The organism is Enterococcus sp. (assembly GCF_032555305.1).
GTDB lineage: Bacteria > Bacillota > Bacilli > Lactobacillales > Enterococcaceae > Enterococcus_A.
In genome coordinates, this window is record NZ_JAWGOQ010000034.1 from 18,042 (window position 1) to 33,142 (window position 15,101).

A 15,101-nucleotide genomic window follows, 5' to 3' on the forward strand; every position below is an offset into this window, starting at 1 on the left:
TTCAGATTCCCTTCTTTTTTTTATTTATCGCCAGCCCAGATCAGGGGCAATATCTTTCACGATGGTTTCAAGTAAATGCATATTGTAATCTACACCCAAAGTATTTGGGATCGTGACTAATACGGTATCCGCTTCTTTGATCGCTTCATCCTCAGCCAATTCTTTGACGATTTTATCTGGTTCACCAGCAAAGGTTTTCCCAAAGATCGTTGGATTTTGATGGTAAGCAAGGAAACCAACTTGATCGTACTTCGCGTCATCGCCTTGATGACCGAATAATTGCCGATCCATATCTGTCGTAATCGGTTGGATGGAACGTGTTACCAATGTGCGTGGTTCAAAGTTATGACCCGCTTCTTTCCAGGCTTCCTTATAAGCTCGTAATTGCTTGGCTTGTTGGATATGGAAAGGCTCATTGGTTTCATAGTTCACCAAAGTCGATGACTGCAAGTTCATTCCGTGTTGAGCTGCCCAAACAGCGGTTTGTGTTGAACCAGCACCCCACCAGATCCGTTGGCGCAAACCTTCGGAATAAGGTTCTAAACGCAATTTTCCTGGTGCTTGTGGGAACATTGGTTGTGGATTTTGTTCAGCGAAACGTCCGCCTTCGATTAATTTCAAGAACTCCAATGTCCGTTCTCGTGTGATATCTTTGATTTCTTCTTCACTGTAGTCGTAGCCGAAATATTTCCAGCCATCAAGGACTTGTTCAGGTGAACCACGGCCCACACCCAATTCCACTCTTCCTTGGGTAATAATATCTGTAAGTCCGGCATTTTCAGCCATCATATAAGGATTTTCGTAACGCATATCGATCAAACCAGTTCCGATTTCAATCTTGCTGGTTTTCGCACCAATTGCTGAAAGCAAAGGAAATGGTGACCCAATTTGATCCGCAAAATGATGCACGCGATAATAGGCACCGTCGATCCCGATCTTTTCTGCTTCGACTGCTAAATCAATCGATTGCAGATACGAATCTTGCGCTGTTTTAACAAGTGAGCCTTGGTCCATCCAATGTCCAAAACTCAAAAAGCCGATTTTTTTCATGATAGTGACCTCCTTGAATCTATGTAAAATCACTTACTTTTAATAAGTTAATATGATTCTACTACGTTCATCTTTAAAAAGCGAATAATTGTTCTCGAAAAAAGACAACACCCAAAAGGAATTGTCTTGCGTACACACATTCAAATAAAACTCTCTAAAAATTCTGTCGCCACGCGTTCAAAGGATTCGTCATAATCAACGATCAATTGCTTCAACGGTTCGACCTGACTGACCTTCTTTCCTTGGCTTTGCACCTCCAATAATATCTCTTCGCCATTCAAGCGAAAATCAACAAACACTTCATCGTCAATATTGGTTTCCAAATAATCAATCATTGTTTCGAAATAGCCTTCCGCCAGCGGATCTGCGACCTCCATCAAAACATGCTCCAACAGATTTTCAACGTCAGTGTTCTTATATAATAGAAAGTGCTTGCTGACAAAGGATGAATTATACACATTCACAATTTGAAAATCTAAAAATTGAAGATATTCTTCGACTTCACCGATTTTTTCTAGTGTATCGAATACTTTGCGCAAGATTCGCAGCAGTGCATCATCAAGTACCGCGCCAAAATGTTTCTTTGGGTAATAAGTTTCGATTTGTTCCTCTTCTTCAAAAAAGCTCGCTTGGATTTTCTCAAAGTAGCAGCCTTCTGGTTGATCTTTGACAAAGAAGCTTATCTGCATGCCCATTTTGTCCACCTCGATGTAATAGTTACCTTGTTTATTAGTTTAACATAGGGGCAGTTGATTCAGGTTATAGAGACTTGCACCTCTTATAAATGGTAAGATGATATGAGAAAAAGATCAATTCAAAGAAGGAGGCATTGATATGGATGATTTCACTACATGGCTATCAGAGCAAGATGTCAGTATTCAATATTTGTACACGAAGTTAGTGAAGCAGCATGCAGATACCAAACTGCAAAAACGCATTGCTTCGGAAGGATACGGAAGTTTTTTGCTATCCCAACAGAATCCCGATGGACATTGGGGAAAATATTATTATCAACCAAAATGGACATCGACACATTACACTCTGCTACAATTGAAGGATTGTGGTATTTCACCTGATCAGCCTGTCTGTCGAGAAATCGTCTTTAGAATGTTTGAGGAGTGTCAGCTGCCTGATGGTGGTTTGAATTTGGCGAAATCTAATATGGCAAGCGACATTTGTGTCGATGGAATGATCCTGAATTATGCCAGTTATTTTATTCCCGAATCTGAAAAGTTGGAGTCACTAGTTGCTTCTATTTTGAAAAAACAAAAATCCGATGGTGGGTTTACTTGGTATGATCAGAGCAAAGGTGATCCACATTCGACGATCTGCGTACTTGAAGGGCTACATAGCTTTCAAGTAAATGCAGAATCTAAGGAATTGCAATTGCAAGTAGAAAGAGCTATTCGAGGCGGACTGGATTATTTCTATCAGCATCATTTATTTTTAGCGGAGAAAAAATATCAGAAATTAATCTATCCATTTCGTTATTTTTATAGTGTGTTTCGCTTCCTTCTGCTGGCGGCTGGGCTAGGTTTCGAAGCGAATAAGGAAATTGGTGAAGCGTTGGATCTGCTTCCCAAGAAAGAGCATAACGGTTTTTATAATTTAGAAAAAGCCTACAAGGGGCAAACGTTTATTGAGTTCTCCAAGATTGGCGAAATCGATCCCTTTCTTACGGTTTATGGGAAATCGATTCTTGCGCGATTAAGATGAAGAAGTTTTATAGTCCTGCTCGTGTCAGCTCTTGGATATACGAACAGCTAGAAAACCACTAAAAATCTCTTATTATGAAGTGCCCCCAAAAAGTTAGACTTATTTCGGAATAGAGAAATCTACTCCGTTTTTTGTTTGTTAAGATGGTAATTATGCCGCTTTCTGTGCAGCTTTTCGAAATTGAACAAGACTTTTCCAGTTCAATTTCTGTTTCATCCGGTGATTGTTGTAGTAATAGATATAGTCATCGATCGCTGTTTTTAGTTCATCAAAACTGTGATAGGTTTCCCCCATGAAAGATTTCTTGTTTCAGAAGACTGAAGAAGTTCTCCATGATTGAATTATCTAAACAATTTCCTTTTTAACCAATCAAGATGCCAATTATTTTTATGGATTGAATGCGCCTTGTCATGTTGCTCCATTGTATGGAAATAACAAAGATTCTATTGATTAAATTGAGATTATATAAAAAATAGAAGAACGAGAATTTCATAACTGGATGCAATTAGTAGCAATTTGATTACATAGATAGACTGCGTAATTTATCTAATCAGCTTCTTCAACAACCACTTAAATATTCAATAGATTAAATAAAAAAACAAAAGGTATTTTAATTTTTAAGTATTTAACACTTAAAATGTGACCGGAAAACGATTATTAACAAATGAAATTGTCATTTTTAACACGTCCTGTTAGCCGATAATTACCATAGAAGCTTTGTTACTTTTGGAAAATAAAGTAGCGAAGTGGAGGGGACACAATAAAAATTATAGGTGGAAAAGGTTGATGGAGTATATGAATTTATGTGTTGGAATGAGAGTCAAAACTTTTAGCGTTGATGGAGAATATGTCGAAGGGGATATATTGAACATTTATAGTCGGACGTTTGTACTGGTCTCAAAAAGTAATGCTCAACGTTATCTCGTAAAGCTAGATTCATTAGACAGTTCTTACTTGATGCAAGAAGAATCAGAATAAGAAGAAATAGCTATTTTTAAATAAATAATGGTCAAACCAAATCCCTGTCATGACTCCTATTCAGACAGGGATTTTCTTATAGGGTTAATTAGTTTGTATCTCTTCTGCTAGCTGGCGGATTACATTTGGTTTCTAGATAGCCGTAAAAAAGATGCTGTGCTTCTGAGATGCATAATTTATAATAGTATGTGGAAGAATGACACGACGTTTTTCAAAAGGAACCGGCTGGAGGTGACTAGCTCTAAAATGAATCGATTGAAAGAAAAGTGGGATCATTATGGTTACGAAAGAATCTTTAATTACAGCAAGATCAGTGAGAAGATAAACGGAGACTATCCAGTTGTTCGGTTTGAAAGTAACGATGCGATTGTGATCAGGGGAGACTTTCCAAAATATATCTATTTTATTCTTAATGGGCTGGCGATGGGCACACGTGACTACGAAAACGGGAATGAATATGATTATTTCCGCTTGGATGAAAGCAATGGGAGCGTAGGCTTGTTAGAGGTCTTGGCTCAAAAAGAAGAAATTATTGCGACGGTCATTTGTGTAAGCGAAGTTGAAGCTGTTCGTGTTCCTTCAGAAATTGTTTATGAATGGATCATGCAGGATTTGGAGCTGCTGAGATTAAGTGCCCGTCTTTTGGCCGATGATCTTTACTACCGTTCTGGCAATGATGGGTTGTTTTACCATCTTGAAGGGGTTGATCGGCTTCGCTATTTTATGATGGCTTACTATGAAGAACAAAAGGTCGATGATACTAGTGTCGTTGAGGTAAAAGAAAGCAGAGAGAAAATAGCGAATAAGTTAGGAACAAGCCTACGTACGGTGGGGCGTTCGTTAAAAACGTTGAGAGATAATCAAGAGCTCATAAGTAAAAATCGCAAAATATATATCGGACCTGCCGAACAGCAGCGCTTGAAACAGAAGCTATCGTCTATTTGAATGATAGGATAATGACCATGAAGGGACATATGACCTTTCGTGGTTTATTATTTTTAAATATACTAAGAGCAAGTAAGTAATCGGTTACAAATAAATTGAAAGAAGGAGAATCCATGAAACGAGGAATAAGATATGATTTTGGTTTACAGGCATTAATGTTGATTCCAGTAGGTGTCTCTTTGAATGTTGTGGGTTATCAGCTCTGTACTATTTTGAAATTACCAGTGTTTATTGATCAAATCGGGACCTATCTAGTCGCTCTAGTTGCGGGACCTTGGGTAGGACTCACGACCGGATTATTAGGAAATGTCGTAAATGGGATGCTGAATCCTGTTGCTATTCCTTATGGACTTGTTTCCATGAGTATCGGATTATTCGCGGGCTATTTTTCTAGGTTTAAGTTCTTTAAAAATATTTTTGAGACCTTGATTGCTTGTGCTGCGCTAACAGTTATTTCTGCTGGATCGGCAGCGATCGTTACGGTCTTCATGTTTGGAGGGATCACAGGAGCAGGGACAGATTTGGTAACGGCAGCTTTTCTTGCAGCAGGCCGCCAGTTATGGGATTCTGTGTTTTCAACAAATATCATCACTGGATCAATCAATACCATTTTGAATTTTGCGATTAGCTTCTTAGTCGTGAAGAAGATTCCACCACGCTTTTTGATCAAGCTGAATTATGGTGCGCCATATATCAAAAAGGAGGCGTTGAAATATGCATAGCATGATTGGCAGATGGTATCCGTCAACGAAATTAATGATTGTTTTGACTGTCATTATCATCAGTATGTTCTCAACGATTCCAACAGTTCAGTATTTTTTATTTGGTTTGGCATTATTACTAAGTCTATTTTCTGGCACCTTCGCCAATTTCTTGAAGACATTCTTCAAATCAATCTTCATTATTGTTTTATTCATTTTTTTAGTACAAGTCTTTATTGTGCAAAATGAAGATAGTCAAAAAATTTGGTGGTTCATCGGCTATTCTCAGATGGGTATGGATACGAGTATTGGACTCTCTTCACGAATAGTAGCGATCAGTTCGATCATTATCTGGTTCTTTCAGGTAACGAGTGTAAAAGACATTATTTCATCTTTAGAGAAAGCTAGAATTCCTAAAAAAGCAACGTTTGTCATTGCTTCTACCATTCAATTGGTTCCGCAAATGACGAAGCTGTCTCAAACGATTACAGATGCACAACGAGCAAGAGGAATAGAAACAGAAGGCTCCGTGATTACCCGGATGAAAGCATTTATTCCTATGATGGGTCCGTTAGTACTTACGTCTATTCAACAAACCGATGAACGTGTACTGACCCTTGAAGCCCGCGGTTTTTCATCACCAGTTAGAAAAACAGCTTTTTACTCAATTAAAAAGACGATGTTCGATTACGTTGTAGTGCTATTATGTCTCGCGATTCTAGTTGCTTACTTCATAGGAGGTCCGTTATGAGCTTAATTGAATTAAAAAATGTTTCCTACAGGTATCCTCTAGAAGCGGAACTAGCGATTGATGGTGTTAGTGTAACCATAGAAAAAGGAAAGGTTTACGGAATGATTGGAAACAATCAATCTGGAAAGACGACCCTATGCAACATTATTCGCGGCTTTATCCCAGAAATGTTTTTAGGAGACCTAACAGGGGATGTTTTCTATAAAGGAAAATCCGTAGCAAGCTATAACATTGGTGCATTTGCTGCTGAAATCGGGTATTCCTCTCAGAATCCATTTACACAGATATCAGGTGTTAAGGACACTGTTGAAGAGGAGATCGCCTATGGGATGGAAAATATCGGCATCCCTCTCGAACGAATGAATGAAACCATTCCTAAATTGATTGAATTGTTCCATTTAGAAGAACTAAAAGCGAAGAATCCCTACGAACTTTCTGGCGGGCAAAAACAACGAGTGGCCTTGGCCTCGATTGTGGCTCTTGATCCAGAAGTCATTATTTTGGATGAGCCCACCTCACAATTAGACCCGCAAAGTACCGAGGAAGTATTTAAGATCATCTCTATGTTAAAAAAACGCGGTAAAACGATTATTGTGGTGGAGCATAAGGTTGATTTGTTAGCTGAATTTTGCGATGAGATTATTCTAATGGAAAAAGGTCAAATCGTGGAGTTCGGTCCAGCACATAAAGTATTAAGTGATCCTAGAATCTTAGCGCATGGCGGTTCGTTACCACAGGTTTCGGAATTTTTTATCACTCATTTACACGAAAAGGGTGCGATCCCGATCACGATGTCTCAGGCAATCAAAAAATTGAAGGGAGCTGAAGCAACGTGAGCTTTTTGACACTGAAGAATGTGAGCTTTAGTTATCCGAATGGATTTGAAGCCACACAAAATGTTTCATTGAAATTTCAATTAGGCGAAGCTGTCGCAATCATCGGACAAAACGGTGCAGGAAAAACGACTACGGTAAAATTGATGAATGGCTTGTTACGACCAACAAAAGGAGAAGTTCTGATTGAAGGCAAGGCAACGAGCTCGCTAACTACCGCGCAAATGTCAAAACGTGTCGGCTATGTTTTTCAAAATCCGGATGATCAGATTTTTCAAGACACCATCGAAAAAGAGATCGCCTTTGGTCCCAAAAGTCAAAAGCTGGAAAAAGCGGTCTTGAATGAAAAAGTCACTGCCGCCGCTGAAATATGCGGGTTGAAGGAGGTTTTGAAAGAGCATCCATATAATCTGCCTTATTCGAAACGCAAATTTATTACGATTGCAGCCATTATTGCGATGGATCCAGAAGTTGTGATCTTAGATGAGCCGACTGCTGGTCAAGATAGAGAGTCCACTGATCTATTAGGAAAGATCATCAGCTATTTGACCGATCAAAATAAAGCAGTGATTACCATCACTCATGACATGGAGTTTGTAGTCAAAGAATTTCAACGAGTGCTTGTTTTTGCGGACAAGCAATTGCGTAAAGAAGGAACTCCGAAAGAAATATTTTGGGATGAAGAGCTGCTGAAATTCAGCGCATTAAAACAACCGTATATTTGCCAAGTGGCAAAATCACTAGGAATCCAAAATATCATGACGATGGATGAGTTGGGGGAGAAGGTTTTGGTATGAGGAACATTTTGATTGATTGTGATCCAGGGCATGATGATGCTTTGGCGATTATTGTAGCACTTGCGAATAAACAAAAGCTGAATTTGTTGGGGGTAACGACAATTGGAGGAAATCAAACCCTAGCTAAGGTAACTAAAAATGCAAAAAATATTTTGAGTTTTTTGCAGGCTGACATTCCTTTAGCTGCCGGGCAAAGTGGGCCTTTGGTCAAACCGTTGAAAACAGCTCCTGAAGCTCATGGAGATAGTGGGATGGATGGTCCCTACTTTGATGGGAGTGATTACCCACTAAGTAATATGAACGGCGTAGATTTTTTATATAAAAAAATGATCGAGTCGAAGGAAAATATCACACTGGTTGCGTTAGGTCCATTAACAAATCTAGCGCTGCTTATTAAAAATCATCCAGAAGTGAAAGAGAAGATCGAATGTATCACATTAATGGGTGGCGGCATTGATCACGGGAACCAAACAGCATTGGCAGAATTTAATATTTATGTTGACCCTGAAGCAGCGGAGATCGTTTTCCAATCAGGACTCCCGATCATTATGGCTGGCCTAGACGTCACGGAAAAGGCAGAAATAACTGTGGCTGAAATCAACAGTCTTCAAGGAAAAGGAAAAGTGAGCCAGCTAGCGTATGACTTACTCTCCTTTTACAATAAATCGGGTCAGCAGTTTGGGTTTATCAATTCGCCGATCCATGATTTGTGTGCTGTCGCTTATCTGCTGGAACCAGATATTTTTAAAGGGAAACTGGCGAACATTCACGTGATCACAGACTATTCTTTAGCTAGAGGATTGACTTACGGTGATTTTCGAAAGATAGCTGCCGAACCAAAAAATACATTGGTTTTGGAAGAAGTTGATCGTCAAAAATTTGTAGAGTTGCTGATAGCTTCTTTAACCTACCTAGACGAAAAAATATAGTCCACTGAATAAGTTAGCATATAGAGAAAGAGTCCATGATCTTTTTGAAAAGACATGAACTCTTTTTCCGTTTATTCTAAGATCTAATTCTCATTCACAATCTTTTGTATCTCTTCCGCCAGCTGACGGATCACATTCGGCGCGCTATTGCGGAAATCATCAATAAAGGAGCCTGATAGGCTATCAACCGTGCCGACCTCTTTGTTCATGATGTCAAAAATAGCAAGGGTCTTATCTTCGGGCTGCCATTTTACTTTCCAATAGGGACCTTCCAGATCGCCATCTAGAATTTGCTGGCTGTTATCTAGTACAGCTTGGCGAATGACTTCTTCTTCTGTGATGCTTTCGCCTTTTTCTTTAAAGTAGTTTAGCTTTTGTTCGACTTCATACATATTTTCGGGAACTAATGAGTACATGGTTTTGACTCCTTTTCTAGCGACGACTTATTTTCTTTAGTTATAATCAAATTCAGCTAAATCTGCAAAGAAAAACCCTTATACTGCAATTTTGGTACAAGGGTTTGCTGGATAAAGTCCTATTCTCGCCAATATTCTGGGCGCATAAATTTATCGGAACAACGCACAGTTCCAGAATAATCTGTAATCGGGAAATCAGGGTGCAACGCTTGGACCATCCAAGCATCCTCTTTGCCCTTTTCCACGGGATAAGGTGCTTGATAACCGAGTGGCAGCGCAGGCTTGAAGCCATGCTTCGGATAATAGTCGATATGGCCCAAGACAAAGACCAGATCGACCTGTTTCATTTTTAAAAGCCGTAAACCCTCTCTGATCAAAAATCCGCCGATTCCTTTCTTTTGATAGTCAGGAATAACGGCTAATGGACCAAGGATCATCACAGAAAGCTGCTCTTGATCCGTGATGGTCGCCTTCGTAAACAGAATGTGTCCAACGGCTTTATCCTCCGCAAATGCCAGCAAGGATAGAAGCGGTTGAGCAGTCGGATCTGCCAGCAGCTTCTCTGTTAAGTCTGCTTCTTCTACTTCGCCAAAAGCCTGTTGTTCCACCTGATAGATCGTTTCGTTGTCTTCTTTGGCTGTTTCTCGAATTGTAAGTTTCATTGTTTTGCTCTCCTTAGAATGAATTTTTCATCTGAATTAAGAGCAAATCACCGATAATAAACACAAGTTAGTCAAACAAAAGCCTCCTTTGTTTTGATACTTTCATTATAGGAGAAAACGCTTGCTACAACAAGAAGAGATAAGTCTCCTGTAGACGGATTTCCATTGAATAACTTATGATTTCTACCGAACATTATTCTCCTGATCATCCTTCTCAGGATACTTCCCGACATCCCGTTAAAAGAGCCGCAACCATTTCTGGAGCCAAGTGATGTTTAACCCAAACTCATGGGCGTTTTCTAAAATGGAGCCAATCTCATACACGATCAGGAGCACCGTCCAGATCAAGGCTACATTAATCGGTAAGGTGATGCCTACGATCGGCGCGACCTTGTCTAATGCAGCGGCGCAGATGATGGTAGAAAAGGTGATAAATTTGGTAAATAACCCAAAGAGATTAATAGAAGAGACCCACGTGTGGCTTTTCAGCGCTTTGATGTAGCCGGTCGTTAAGTCTAAGCCGACCATCGTTAGAAAAACACCCATCAATGGGAGACTTCCGCCGAGTAAGTAGGTAAAAAGATTCATTTAAGCATTCCCCGCTTTCTAATTTTAATTAATCACCACCTGCGAGCAATTCGCAGGCGGAATTGAAGCATGTTCCCTACGCAGTATTCGGTTTTCAAGGATCGGATTTAATCGCGAAAAAGGTTATTCCCGCGGGGTGTCTAGGGGGTCTTCTTTGTTTCGATTCCTTAGTCTGTGAATCCAGCGAAGTAGTCCATTGTGTTCTTTTTTGCTTTGGTTTACTGGTTCAAAATTTGTTAATGCTTCAGAATTTTGTGTTGATTCGTCTTGCTCGCTGATAGTCCTTTTTGGTTTAGGAAGTGACTCTTTTGCCACTTTTATCGGCGACGTGACGATAGTAGTTAATTGTTGAGAGTAGGGGCCACCTGGTGTCGCGGTTAGGGCGGTTTGTTTCGGAATCTCTCTTAAAGGGACGATCGGAGCTGAAAAAATTTTCTGTTCCGCTTTTTTCGGTTCATCCGCGACTTCAAAACAACGCACTTCTTCACAGGTTGATTCTTGATCGGGTTTGCCATAATAAGTAAGTCCCTTTGTTTCATGTTCTGGATCAAATATCAAGGTATCGATGGTCGTTACAACCTTTGCGGTCACGATAGAATCAAATAGGTTTACGCCTTTTTCTGTACAAATATCTAATTTTGTTAGTAGTTCGCAAGCTTCTTTGATCTTTGGTACCGGCAGGTCAGGGTCGAGCCCTTTATATTTCCAGTCATGAGTCCCGCCATCGCCTTTGCCAAAGGTTACGATTAAATCCTCGGTCATTGTTCTATGTCCTTTCTCTTAGTATTTTTGCGTAGGTCAATTATTGAATCCTAATTCTTTCAAGGTTCGTTGGTTTCTTCGGGATGGGCAAGTGAAAATAGGGAACGGACTTTTGACACGACTTTTTCACCGAAGGTTCTTTGTGGTGTGACGCTTTGCGGAACAATTTTCGAACTCAACGTCTGCCACTCAGGTGCCATAAAGTAGTCTTCAAAATAATGAAAGAAGCGCTTCATGGTGCGGGTCGCTTTGGTATTCATAAACAGTTCACGGACGAGATCCTTTAGAAAGTGATCAAACTCCGTCGCCCCCAGCTGGTTGCGGACCTTGAGGGTCAAAATATATTGGATCGTGACACTGCTGTTTTGTGTGGCTTGATAAAAATTCGTGATACGGGTTTCCAGTGTTTTCGGTTTTAAATTGAATAGCTGCCGGAACGACAGGGGTTGAATCTGCATCATAGGTTCTCATCCTCTCTTTTTAGTAGAGGAAGGCGGCAGCGCTACCGCCATTCCTCAATCGTTGATTTGTTGCTTTAGAAAATAATTCGTTCAGTTGTTTCGACGTACTTGGCGGTCTCAACGGTGTGGAACATCTCGGCACCGTCTTTCTGACAAAGCTTCACGTCGGTCATTTGTTCTAGCAGACCTTTAATTTCAGTGTCGGTTTTCAGCGTATTTGGATCTTTAAAGCTCCAAGTGTGATTTTTGCCAAAGCTGTTTTTAAAGGTTGCGACGATTTTTATCATTTAGTTTCTCTCCCTTCGTTATTTGGTATAGCGTGATTGGCTGGTCAAAACCACGCCGTACAACTCACTGCCTTCAACGGCTAAGCCTTTCATGATCTCGCCTAGTTCAAGGACTTCTTCCTCGCTTGGCTCTTCGATCACATTTGGGAAGGTGATCTTCTCGATTTTTTCTCCGCCTGCGTCGATCTCTACTTGTAGTTTGTTTCCGATGTGTTGAATCATTGTAATTCCTCCTGTTTGATATTTTTGTTCCGGCCGGTGACTAAAAGATACAAGATTTCTAAACGCCACACGAACCGCAATTTCGATCAAAATCTTCAATTTCGAACGTTTTGGGCTTGAAAACGTTGAAGGCACGTTTGAGGCACTCGAAATTGGAGCTTTTTGGTGAGCATTCACGGTTGACAGCAAGCAGTGAGAAAGGGTATTGTTAAGAATTTTGGCATTCTTTCTCTAATTGAGGACAAGAAAAATGTCTGGATGATCGTCATCCAGACAAAGAGCAGGCAGCTATTGCCAATTTTCCCAGTGAAGCGTGTGAGGGTTCCCCTCTAACTGATCGTAATAATGGAGAAAACGCGCCTGCTGATACCGGCGGTGAAGTTCACCTTTTCGTGTCACGAATCGTTCCAGTAACGGACGTTTGGCAAGACTACGGGCAAAATCCGTATTTGGCAGCGTCAGATAGTCGATGGGGCGGTTTCCCAATAGCGTAAAATGAAAATTCTCCTGACGAATCGCTGCTAAGATCCCGCAAGCAATCTCTCCCCGTAATAGCGCAGGGTACCGTTTGACCGGACTGATCAGCTTCACGCCGTTCAACAGCTGGATATAATGCAATCCATCAACAGTATAGATATTTTCGATTTTCAGCGGATTAACCCAGACACCGTTTGTTCCGCCCTCCAAAGGGCAGAGGGAAAAGTACGGACATACCCAAGGAATCTTGTACTTGCCGAAGTAACCAGTATCCTTTAGGACAGAGCAAAGTGTGCTGTAATCAGGAAAGTTGTGAGCCAAGGCAAATTGTTGCAACGTAACCGCGGCTGTGTGACGATTGATGAACACCTCATTCTCCGCAATGATCAGCACGCCAAGCTGATCAGGAATTGGAATAATGCAAGAAATCTCCTCCACCATCAATGGATCAAACGTCTCCGCGACAGCAAGAAAATCCTCCCAAGCCCGTGTTCGCGTTCGGTTATCCAACAGTTCTTCAAAACGAATGTTACTCATGTGAACTCCCCCTTATGATTTTTGTGAAGCGCTTACTTTTGTTTCTAATCACACTATAAGGCATTTCATCAACAGTGAATTTCGAGAATTTTGAATTGAAATTAAGGAAAAAGAAAAACGAAAAGGAGGGGTAAATAAGCAAAAACAGAAAAATTTGCATTCTTTCTTATTTTTAATAAATAAAAATATTTTTTTCTTAACTAGAAAAGGCATCCGCTCAATAGATTCGAGGGATGCCTGTGTTTATTTGTATATTTTTCAGGTTGCTATAATTGTTATATCCAGATAGATTATTACATGGTTTGATTAAAACTAGGAATGAAATTCTTTATAAAAAACAATTGTCTCATGAAAAAAGTAAATTGATTTGACTTAATTATAGAATACTAAAAAAGAATAATCAATATATAATTTCGAATTATTAAAAAAAGATATTTATAACAATCCTGTAACAAAACAAGAACTTAAAAAGAAATTATAAAAAAGAGAATATGCTTGAAACGGTGATTTATTTGCCGTCAGTTAAGCCGTCAGGAGGAAAATAACGATGCGCAAAGGCGAAAACATTTACAAACGAAAAGATGGACGATGGGAGGGGCGCTATAAAAAGGGCTATAAGTCTAATGGAAAAATCAAATATGGCTACATCTATGGAAAGACTTTTCAAGAGGTTCGAATAAAATTGTATTCATTAAAAGTACACTATCTCACGCAACAAGAAGTCTACGGAGATGCCTGTATTCCATTTGAAGAATGGGGAAAATGTTGGCTACAAGAAATCCAACAGGAACTAAAACCTTCTACCTATAGCTCCTATCAATACAAACTAACTAAATATGTCTTTCCATTTATTGGAACCCATTACTTGAATGAGCTGACCTCAGAAACAGGGGGGGAATTAGTCATGGAATGGCATAAGAAAGGCTTACAGGCTTCCACAATGCATGTAATTTTACGAATCACAAACAAATGCTTAAACTATGCAAAAGGAAAAAACAAACTCAAAGAAAATCCCTTTTCAGCGATCAAACTACCAAAGGGAAGGACAAAAAAGATTCATGCCTTAACAAAAAAAGAACAACAAAAACTGGAAGAAATCGCTTTGAATGAAAAGAAAGATAGAGGATTGCCGACTTACTTAGCCTTGTATACCGGTCTACGAATTGGCGAAATTGCCGCTTTAAGATGGTCAGATATTGACTTTGAACAGAACCTAATCACAGTATCCCACACCTATCAACGCGTGGCGTTAGAAATGAAAAAGCAAAAGACACAATTAATTCTCGGATCACCCAAAACCGATTCCGGCATCCGTACCATTCCAATCGGAAAAAAACTGCGAAAGGAACTCTTAAAACTAAAACGTAAATCGAACGGTAGCTTTGTCTTTTCCGCTAAGAATCAGCCAATGGAACCGCGGTTATTGACCTATCATTTTCATCGTATTCGGGAAAAATGTGGGCTAGAGAACATCCACTTTCATCAGTTGCGCCATACCTTTGCGACACGGTGTCTTGAAGCCCAAGGAGATATTCTTTCTGTCAGTGCTCTATTGGGTCATGCCTCTACCAAGCTTACACTGGACACCTATGCAGACTCGATGCTGGAGCAACGCATCCAAGTAATCGTCCAGATGGAGCGAACGACTAAAAAAGCTGCATGAAAATCAACCGCTTTCAAAAAAAGCTTTATCTCTCTCCATAATACCTCTTGTTTTGTCTTTGATAAGAAAGCGCTTACCATAGAATTGTTAAGTGAGAATCTATATCCTTTAATAAAAACCCTCAAAAAAGAATCATCGAGAATCTTTTCGTCTCAGGAACTTTTCACAAACTTTCCAAAAACCGTCAGTTACCGTCAACTACTCATTCTAACCCTTGATATACCAGCATTTTTAAGCAGAATCTTTGTTTTAATCAAACATAGAAAGAAATTCTTGCTTCATCATAAAAAAGTTGTTATCGTTCCGTTTCTTTTAGTCTTAAATGT

Annotated in this window: 19 protein-coding genes and 1 pseudogene; 9 read left to right on the plus strand and 11 right to left on the minus strand. The window is 39.8% G+C overall.

Features of this window, described 5'->3' with window-relative positions; genetic code table 11:
• Window positions 1-24: 24 nt before the first annotated feature.
• The gene (locus E6139_RS19375) at window positions 25-1,050 is read right to left on the minus strand and encodes an LLM class flavin-dependent oxidoreductase (protein WP_316405183.1); all 1,026 of its coding nucleotides are present in this window, start codon (window positions 1,048-1,050) and stop codon (window positions 25-27) included.
• Window positions 1,051-1,190: 140 nt separating this feature from the next.
• Window positions 1,191-1,745 (minus strand): hypothetical protein, encoded by a 555-nt coding sequence (locus E6139_RS19380; protein WP_316405184.1) that lies wholly within the window; start codon window positions 1,743-1,745, stop codon window positions 1,191-1,193.
• Between the two features lie 139 nt (window positions 1,746-1,884).
• Here E6139_RS19380 and E6139_RS19385 point away from each other — a divergent pair, with 139 nt between their 5' ends.
• Window positions 1,885-2,766 (plus strand): prenyltransferase/squalene oxidase repeat-containing protein, encoded by an 882-nt coding sequence (locus tag E6139_RS19385; RefSeq protein WP_316405185.1) that lies wholly within the window; start codon window positions 1,885-1,887, stop codon window positions 2,764-2,766.
• Window positions 2,767-2,916: 150 nt separating this feature from the next.
• Here E6139_RS19385 and E6139_RS19390 read toward each other — a convergent pair.
• A pseudogene (locus tag E6139_RS19390) lies at window positions 2,917-3,127 on the minus strand (IS3 family transposase); the annotation flags it as partial.
• 425 nt (window positions 3,128-3,552) lie between these two features.
• On the opposite strand from E6139_RS19390, the gene E6139_RS19395 reads away from it, so the two are divergent.
• The 7 genes from E6139_RS19395 (at window position 3,553) to E6139_RS19425 (ending at window position 8,700) form a co-directional block, all read left to right on the plus strand.
• Entirely contained in the window at window positions 3,553-3,744 is a 192-nt protein-coding gene (locus tag E6139_RS19395) for a hypothetical protein (RefSeq protein ID WP_316405186.1), read from the plus strand.
• Between the two features lie 246 nt (window positions 3,745-3,990).
• Window positions 3,991-4,689 (plus strand): Crp/Fnr family transcriptional regulator, encoded by a 699-nt coding sequence (locus E6139_RS19400; RefSeq protein ID WP_316405187.1) that lies wholly within the window; start codon window positions 3,991-3,993, stop codon window positions 4,687-4,689.
• A 113-nt stretch (window positions 4,690-4,802) separates the two neighbouring features.
• Entirely contained in the window at window positions 4,803-5,411 is a 609-nt protein-coding gene (locus E6139_RS19405) for an ECF transporter S component (protein WP_316405188.1), read from the plus strand.
• Window positions 5,404-6,141 (plus strand): energy-coupling factor transporter transmembrane component T, encoded by a 738-nt coding sequence (locus E6139_RS19410; RefSeq protein ID WP_316405189.1) that lies wholly within the window; start codon window positions 5,404-5,406, stop codon window positions 6,139-6,141. The genes E6139_RS19405 and E6139_RS19410 overlap by 8 nt, the downstream gene beginning before the upstream one ends.
• Window positions 6,138-6,977, plus strand: a complete 840-nt coding sequence (locus E6139_RS19415) for an ABC transporter ATP-binding protein (protein ID WP_316405190.1) — start codon at window positions 6,138-6,140, stop codon at window positions 6,975-6,977. The genes E6139_RS19410 and E6139_RS19415 overlap by 4 nt, the downstream gene beginning before the upstream one ends.
• Window positions 6,974-7,771 carry an ABC transporter ATP-binding protein gene (locus E6139_RS19420; RefSeq protein WP_316405191.1) on the plus strand — a complete coding sequence of 266 codons (798 nt, stop codon included), beginning with the start codon at window positions 6,974-6,976 and terminating at the stop codon, window positions 7,769-7,771. The genes E6139_RS19415 and E6139_RS19420 overlap by 4 nt, the downstream gene beginning before the upstream one ends.
• Complete coding sequence (locus tag E6139_RS19425; protein ID WP_316405192.1) at window positions 7,768-8,700, plus strand: nucleoside hydrolase; 933 nt, start codon at window positions 7,768-7,770, stop codon at window positions 8,698-8,700. Before E6139_RS19420 ends, E6139_RS19425 begins: the two co-directional genes overlap by 4 nt.
• 83 nt (window positions 8,701-8,783) lie before the next feature.
• Here E6139_RS19425 and E6139_RS19430 read toward each other — a convergent pair whose 3' ends face one another.
• From E6139_RS19430 to E6139_RS19465, 8 genes are all read right to left on the minus strand, one after another.
• Entirely contained in the window at window positions 8,784-9,116 is a 333-nt protein-coding gene (locus E6139_RS19430) for a hypothetical protein (protein ID WP_316405193.1), read from the minus strand.
• Between the two features lie 119 nt (window positions 9,117-9,235).
• Window positions 9,236-9,778: an N-acetyltransferase gene (locus E6139_RS19435; protein ID WP_316405194.1), complete on the minus strand. Its 543-nt coding sequence runs from the start codon at window positions 9,776-9,778 to the stop codon at window positions 9,236-9,238.
• 237 nt (window positions 9,779-10,015) lie between these two features.
• Window positions 10,016-10,366, minus strand: a complete 351-nt coding sequence (locus E6139_RS19440) for a phage holin family protein (RefSeq protein ID WP_316405195.1) — start codon at window positions 10,364-10,366, stop codon at window positions 10,016-10,018.
• A gap of 123 nt (window positions 10,367-10,489) precedes the next feature.
• Entirely contained in the window at window positions 10,490-11,128 is a 639-nt protein-coding gene (locus tag E6139_RS19445) for a hypothetical protein (RefSeq protein ID WP_316405196.1), read from the minus strand.
• A 59-nt stretch (window positions 11,129-11,187) separates the two neighbouring features.
• Window positions 11,188-11,586 (minus strand): hypothetical protein, encoded by a 399-nt coding sequence (locus tag E6139_RS19450; protein ID WP_316405225.1) that lies wholly within the window; start codon window positions 11,584-11,586, stop codon window positions 11,188-11,190.
• A gap of 77 nt (window positions 11,587-11,663) precedes the next feature.
• The gene (locus E6139_RS19455) at window positions 11,664-11,876 is read right to left on the minus strand and encodes a DUF2922 family protein (RefSeq protein ID WP_316405197.1); all 213 of its coding nucleotides are present in this window, start codon (window positions 11,874-11,876) and stop codon (window positions 11,664-11,666) included.
• Window positions 11,877-11,894: 18 nt separating this feature from the next.
• On the minus strand, window positions 11,895-12,098 hold the full coding sequence (locus E6139_RS19460) for a hypothetical protein (RefSeq protein WP_316405198.1): 204 nt from the start codon (window positions 12,096-12,098) through the stop codon (window positions 11,895-11,897).
• Window positions 12,099-12,386: 288 nt separating this feature from the next.
• Window positions 12,387-13,112: a hypothetical protein gene (locus tag E6139_RS19465; RefSeq protein ID WP_316405199.1), complete on the minus strand. Its 726-nt coding sequence runs from the start codon at window positions 13,110-13,112 to the stop codon at window positions 12,387-12,389.
• Between the two features lie 547 nt (window positions 13,113-13,659).
• Here E6139_RS19465 and E6139_RS19470 point away from each other — a divergent pair.
• Window positions 13,660-14,775: a tyrosine-type recombinase/integrase gene (locus E6139_RS19470; protein WP_316405200.1), complete on the plus strand. Its 1,116-nt coding sequence runs from the start codon at window positions 13,660-13,662 to the stop codon at window positions 14,773-14,775.
• Window positions 14,776-15,101: the final 326 nt, after the last annotated feature.

Coding starts and splice junctions, on each gene's coding strand:
- E6139_RS19410 (WP_316405189.1), top strand. CDS start 5,404: ATGCATAGCATGATTGGCAGATGGTATCCGTCAACGAAATTAATGATT.
- E6139_RS19470 (WP_316405200.1), top strand. CDS start 13,660: ATGCGCAAAGGCGAAAACATTTACAAACGAAAAGATGGACGATGGGAG.
- E6139_RS19455 (WP_316405197.1), bottom strand. CDS start 11,876: ATGATAAAAATCGTCGCAACCTTTAAAAACAGCTTTGGCAAAAATCAC.
- E6139_RS19400 (WP_316405187.1), top strand. CDS start 3,991: ATGAATCGATTGAAAGAAAAGTGGGATCATTATGGTTACGAAAGAATC.
- E6139_RS19435 (WP_316405194.1), bottom strand. CDS start 9,778: ATGAAACTTACAATTCGAGAAACAGCCAAAGAAGACAACGAAACGATC.
- E6139_RS19440 (WP_316405195.1), bottom strand. CDS start 10,366: ATGAATCTTTTTACCTACTTACTCGGCGGAAGTCTCCCATTGATGGGT.
- E6139_RS19395 (WP_316405186.1), top strand. CDS start 3,553: ATGGAGTATATGAATTTATGTGTTGGAATGAGAGTCAAAACTTTTAGC.
- E6139_RS19425 (WP_316405192.1), top strand. CDS start 7,768: ATGAGGAACATTTTGATTGATTGTGATCCAGGGCATGATGATGCTTTG.
- E6139_RS19460 (WP_316405198.1), bottom strand. CDS start 12,098: ATGATTCAACACATCGGAAACAAACTACAAGTAGAGATCGACGCAGGC.
- E6139_RS19405 (WP_316405188.1), top strand. CDS start 4,803: ATGAAACGAGGAATAAGATATGATTTTGGTTTACAGGCATTAATGTTG.
- E6139_RS19465 (WP_316405199.1), bottom strand. CDS start 13,112: ATGAGTAACATTCGTTTTGAAGAACTGTTGGATAACCGAACGCGAACA.
- E6139_RS19430 (WP_316405193.1), bottom strand. CDS start 9,116: ATGTACTCATTAGTTCCCGAAAATATGTATGAAGTCGAACAAAAGCTA.
- E6139_RS19445 (WP_316405196.1), bottom strand. CDS start 11,128: ATGACCGAGGATTTAATCGTAACCTTTGGCAAAGGCGATGGCGGGACT.
- E6139_RS19415 (WP_316405190.1), top strand. CDS start 6,138: ATGAGCTTAATTGAATTAAAAAATGTTTCCTACAGGTATCCTCTAGAA.
- E6139_RS19450 (WP_316405225.1), bottom strand. CDS start 11,586: ATGCAGATTCAACCCCTGTCGTTCCGGCAGCTATTCAATTTAAAACCG.
- E6139_RS19380 (WP_316405184.1), bottom strand. CDS start 1,745: ATGGGCATGCAGATAAGCTTCTTTGTCAAAGATCAACCAGAAGGCTGC.
- E6139_RS19375 (WP_316405183.1), bottom strand. CDS start 1,050: ATGAAAAAAATCGGCTTTTTGAGTTTTGGACATTGGATGGACCAAGGC.
- E6139_RS19385 (WP_316405185.1), top strand. CDS start 1,885: ATGGATGATTTCACTACATGGCTATCAGAGCAAGATGTCAGTATTCAA.